This window comes from Streptomyces palmae (genome assembly GCF_004684805.1).
Lineage (GTDB): Bacteria > Actinomycetota > Actinomycetes > Streptomycetales > Streptomycetaceae > Streptomyces > Streptomyces palmae.
In genome coordinates this window covers 1-5,866 of the sequence record NZ_SRID01000411.1, presented here as the reverse complement: position 1 = coordinate 5,866, position 5,866 = coordinate 1, and the positions used below count along the sequence as shown (strand labels likewise).

2 protein-coding genes are annotated in these 5,866 nt (G+C 70.5%); both read left to right on the top strand.

The genetic code is table 11. From position 1 onward, the window contains the following. The coding region (locus E4099_RS28000) for a type I polyketide synthase (RefSeq protein WP_135341919.1) at positions 1-3,152 on the top strand (3,152 nt) is incomplete at its 5' end. 6 nt (positions 3,153-3,158) lie between these two features. Next, positions 3,159-5,866: type I polyketide synthase (locus E4099_RS27995; RefSeq protein ID WP_135341918.1), on the top strand; the 2,708-nt coding region annotated here is incomplete at its 3' end.

The following is a 5,866-nucleotide window of genomic DNA, read 5'->3' as shown; positions in this document are numbered from 1 at the left end:
TGGGTATGCAGGAGACCAGCGAGCGTCTCGACGTGCCCGCCGTCACCGTGCCCACCCTCCAGCGGAACCAGGGCGGCATGACCCAGCTCGCCCACGCCCTGGGACGCGCCTTCACCGCGGGCATCACCGTCGACTGGAAAGCCTGGTTCACCACACCCACCGACACCATCGACGGAACCGACCCCACCCCCGCCCTCATCGACCTCCCCACCTACGCCTTCCAACGCCAGCACTACTGGCTGCTCGCCGATCGCACCGGGGATCCCGCCGAACTCGGTCTGACGTCCGCCGCCCATCCCCTGCTGGGCGCCGTCATGGAGGTGGCGGAGGACAGCACGCTCGTTCTGACCGGGCGGATCTCCCGGGAGAGCCACTCCGCGACCTGGTTGATGGAACACCGGGTGATGGACAGGGCCTGGCTGCCCGGCTCCGCCTTCGCCGAGCTCGCCCTGCATGCCGCGGGCCGTGCCGGCTGCGACCACGTGGCCGAGCTCACGCTGCACACCGCGCTGGTCATCCCGGAGGAGGGAGCGATCGACCTCCAGGTCGTGATCGGGGCGCCAGACGACTCCGGGCAGCGGTCCATCGCGTTCCTCTCCCGTCTCACTGCCGAGGCCGCCGACGCCCCGTGGACGCGCCATGCCACGGGTGTGCTCGCGGCAGCCCCGCCCCCCGCCACGCCCGAAGCGCTGGACGGGGTCTGGCCGCCCGGCGGCGCCGTGCCGATCGTCCCGCCGCTGCCGGAACCCGGCGTCACCGCGCTCTGGCGCCAGGGCGAGGTGCTGTACGCCGAGGTCGCGCTCGCCGAGGACGAGCGCGTCCGCGCCACCGACTACGGCGTTCACCCGGCGCTTCTCGACGCCGCACTGCGGGCCCTCGCCCTGGGAGCCGGCCCGGAACCCGGTGGTGGCAATGGCACCGGCCCCGAGCACGGGGACGACACCTCTCAGGAAGCCGACGAGGACCAGATCCTCCTGCCCTTCTCCTGGGCCGGGCTGCGGCTGCACGCGACCGGCGCCGGCGAGCTGAGGGTACGGATCGCTCCCGCGGCGGACAACTCGCTCAGTATCACCGCCGCCGATGCGAACGGCGCGCATGTGGTCACCCTGGACGCGCTGACGGTTCGCCCCGTATCGGCCGCCGAGCTGGCGCAGGGGCAGCGAGCCGACAGCCGGTCGCTGTTCCGGCTCGACTGGATCTCGCCGGCCACCCCCGCCGGTACCTCCACCGCCCGGACGGCCGTCATCGGACCGGACCGGGAACGTGCCGCCCTGGAGGCCGTGCTGCCGGACGCCGACGGCTACCAGGATCTGGCCGCCCTGCGTACCGCGACGGCCGGTGGAGCACCCGCCCCGGAGACCATCCTTGTCGTGGTGGCCGTTCCGGAGGGCGCGGACGACGACCCGAGGGCACGTACATCGGACACGACCAGCCGGCACCTCGCCCTGCTCCAGGAGTGGCTCTCCGACCCGGAACTCAGCGGCATCCGACTTGCCCTGGTCACCCGGGGCGCCGTCACCACGCAGCCCGGCGAGGACGTACCCGACCTGGCCGGCGCGGCCGTCTGGGGGCTGGCGCGCAGTGTCCAGTCCGAGTACCCCGGTCAGCTTCTCCTGCTCGACCTCGACGACAGCAACGCCTCATCGCGCGCCCTGCCCACCGCGCTCGCCGCGGACGAACCACAGCTGGCGCTGCGCGACGGCAGGATCCTCGTTCCAAGGCTCACCCGTTACCGTGCCACGCCGTCGGACGCAGGCACGGAATCCGGCTTCGACGCGCTCGACGGCGACGGAACCGTTCTGGTCACCGGTGCAACGGGCACTCTGGGCGCGATCATCGCCCGCCATCTGGTGACGCGCCATGGCGTACGGCGGCTGCTGCTCGCCAGCCGCAGCGGACCAGAGGCTCCCGGCGCCGCCGAACTCGTCGCCGAACTCACCGCCCGGGGCGCCCACGTCAGCCTCCGCGCATGCGACCTCGGGAACCGGGCCGCCGTGGCGGAACTGCTGGACTCCATCCCGCACCGGCACCCGCTCACCGCTGTGATCCACACCGCCGGCGTCGTCCGGGACGGTACGGTGCACACCCTCACCCCGCAGCACCTGGAGGATGTGCTGCACGCCAAGGCCGACGCCGCCTGGTACCTGCACGAACTCACCCAGGACCGGAAGCTGTCCGCCTTCGTGCTGTACTCCTCCATCGCCGGCCTGATCGGAGGCGCGGGACAGGGCAGCTACGCGGCCGCCAACACCTTCCTTGACGCGCTCGCCCAGCACCGCCAGGCGCAGGGCCTACCGGCCACCTCGCTGGCCTGGGGCTTCTGGGAGCAGTCCACCGGAATGTCCGGGAGGCAGGACGCCGCGGTACGGGCCCGCCATGCCCGGTCCGGAGTGGTCGGCCTGACCCCCGAGCAGGGCCTGGCGCTGTTCGATGCCGCTGTCGCGAGCGGTGAGCCCCTGCTGGTGCCGGTCCAGCTCGATCTGGCTCGGATGCGCCGCCAGGGCACAGGCACCAGGGAGATCCCCCCCGTTCTGCGCGACCTGCTGCCGAGCGCCGCCCCGCAGGCCGCGGACCGGGGAACAGCCATCGGCTTCGACCAGACTCTGCTGGCGCTGCCCGAGGCCGACCGGCGGCAGGCCGTACTCGACCTGGTGTGCAAGCACGCGGCCGCCGTCCTCGGCCACGACAGTCCGGTCTCCCTCCAGCCCCAGCAGAAGTTCCGCGAACTCGGCTTCGACTCGCTGACCGGCGTCGAACTGCGCAACCGGCTCGGCATCGCGACCGGCTTGCGCCTGCCGGCCACTCTGGTCTTCGACCACCCGAGCCCGGCCGCCATCGCCGCATACCTCCATGAGTGCCTCGTCCCGGAGACCACCGCGTCGGCGGCCTCACTCCTCGCCGAACTCGACCGGATCGAGGCCGATATGACCGGCTTCCTGGCCGACGAGGAGCAGCGACGGCTGATCACCGGACGCCTGCGCGACCTCGTCCGCAAGGCGACCAACCACGCCAACGACGGAACGGCGCCCTCCGCGGCCCATGACGACCTCGATACCGCCAGCGACGACGAACTCTTCGAGGTCCTCGACGGGCTGAGCGGCACCCACGGCCAGAACCCCGGGAACAACGACGGCACCTCTCGACAGGGTTGATGCGATATGGCGGACGACGAGAAGCTGCGCAGCTACCTCAGGCGGGCCACCACCGACCTGCGCGAGGCCCTCGGGCAACTGCGCGACCTGGAGGAACGCGTCCGCGAACCCATCGCGATCATCGGGATGGCCTGCCGCTACCCCGGAAACGTCAACTCGCCGGAGGACCTGTGGCGACTTGTCGTCAACGGTGAGGACGCCATCTCCGGCCAGCCTGTCGACCGGGGCTGGGACCTGGACGCCCTGTTCCACCCGGACCCCGAGCACGCCGGCACCAGCTATGTGCGGGAGGGCGGCTTCCTGTACGACGCGGGGGATTTCGACGCGGGATTCTTCGGGATCAGCCCACGCGAGGCCCAGGCGATGGATCCGCAGCAGCGGCTGCTCCTGGAGACCGCCTGGGAAGCGATCGAACGGGCCGGCATCCCCCCGGAGACCCTGCAGGGCAGCAGTACCGGCGTGTTCACCGGAGTCAGCGCGCATGACTACGCGACCCAGCTGGGCGAGGTGACCAGCGACATCGCCGGGTACATCGCCACCGGAACAGCGGGCAGTGTCGCCTCCGGGCGGGTCTCGTACGCGCTGGGGCTCGAGGGCCCCGCGATGACCGTGGACACCGCATGCTCATCGTCCCTGGTCACCATTCACATGGCCTGCCAGGCACTGCGTCAGGACGAATGCTCGATGGCACTCGCGGGCGGCGTCACGGTGATGTCCACCCCTGGCGTTTTCGTGGAGTTCTCCCGGCAGCGCGGTATGGCGGTCGATGGCCGCTGCAAGCCGTTCGCCGCCGCCGCTGACGGCACCGGCTTCGCCGAGGGTGTGGGGTTGGTGGTGTTGGAGCGGTTGTCGGATGCGCGGCGTAATGGGCATCGGGTGTGGGCGGTGGTGCGGGGGAGTGCGGTGAATCAGGATGGTGCGAGTAATGGGTTGACGGCGCCGAATGGTCCGTCGCAGCAGCGGGTGATTCGTCAGGCGTTGGCGAATGCGGGGTTGTCGGCGGCTGATGTTGACGTGGTGGAGGGGCATGGGACGGGGACGACGTTGGGTGATCCGATCGAGGCGCAGGCTCTGCTTGCCACTTATGGGCAGGGTCGGTCGGGTGGTCGGCCGTTGTGGTTGGGGTCGGTGAAGTCGAATTTGGGTCATACGCAGGCTGCGGCGGGTGTGGCGGGTGTGATCAAGATGGTGTTGGCGATGCGGCATGGGGTGTTGCCGGCGAGTTTGCATGTGGATGAGCCGACGCCGCATGTGGATTGGGGTTCGGGTGGGGTGCGGTTGTTGAGTGAGGCGGTGGCCTGGCCTGAGGTGGGTCGTCCGCGTCGGGCGGGTGTGTCGGCGTTCGGGATCTCGGGCACCAACGCACATGTGGTCCTGGAGCAGGCCCCGGAACCATGGGCCGAACCGGCCGAACTGGCAGAGCCGGTGGGGCCTGCTGCGGGCGGCAAGGTCGATGGTGTCGTACCGTGGGTGGTGTCGGGTCAGACCGTCGAGGGTTTGCGGGGGCAGGCGCATCGCTTGGCGGAGTTCGCCAGTAGTGCGGGTGCGGGGGTGCTTGATATTGGGTGGTCGTTGGTGGCCAGTCGGTCGGTGTTCGATCACCGTGCGGTGGTGCTGGGTGGTGACCGGGATGAGCTGGTGGCGGGCCTGGAGGCGTTGGCGTCGGGTGTTCCGGTGGCGGGGGTGGTGGCCGGCGCCGAGGCTGAGGCTGCTGGTGGGGCTGGGGCTGGGGTTGGTGGTTCGGGTGCGGTGTTGGTGTTTCCGGGGCAGGGGGCGCAGTGGGTGGGGATGGCGGTGGAGCTTTTGGATGCGTGTCCGGTGTTCGCGGGGCGGATTGCTGAGTGTGAGGCGGCGTTGGCGCCGTTTGTGGGGTGGTCGTTGTCGGGTGTGCTGCGAGGACAGGACCCCATGGGCTCGGGTGGGGTGGATGTGGTGCAGCCGGTGTTGTGGGCGGTGATGGTGTCGTTGGCTGAGGTGTGGGCGTGGTTTGGGGTGCGGCCGGCTGCGGTGGTGGGGCATTCGCAGGGTGAGATCGCGGCGGCGGTGGTGGCGGGTGCGTTGTCCTTGGAGGACGGTGCGCGGATTGTGGCGGTGCGGTCGCAGGCGCTGCGGGCTTTGTCGGGGCGTGGGGCGATGGCCTCGATCGCTGCTGGGCAGGTGCGAACCGGGGAGTTGATCGCGCGGCTTGGTGAGCGGGCGGTGGGTGTGGGGGTGGCTGCGGTCAATGGTCCGTCTTCGATGGTGGTTTCCGGGCCTCCGGAGGCGGTCGCGGCGGTGGTGGCTGCGGCGGAGGCGGATGGGGTGCGGGCGAGGTTGATCGATGTGGACTATGCCTCGCATGGTCCGCAGGTCGATGAGATCACCGATGCTCTGGTGGAGCGGTTGGGTGAGATATCTCCGGCTGAGGCCACGCAGGTGGCGTTCTACTCGTCGGTGACCGGCGCCCGGATCGACACGACCACCCTGGATACGGACTATTGGGTGGAGAACCTGCGGCGTCCGGTGCGGTTCGAAACGGCGATGGAAGCGGTATTCGCCGATGGCTACCGGGTGTTGATCGAGTCCAGCCCGCACCCCGTACTCAGCCTGGGTATGCAGGAGACCAGCGAGCGTCTCGACGTGCCCGCCGTCACCGTGCCCACCCTCCAGCGGAACCAGGGCGGCATGACCCAGCTCGCCCACGCCCTGGGACGCGCCTTCACCGCGGGCATCAC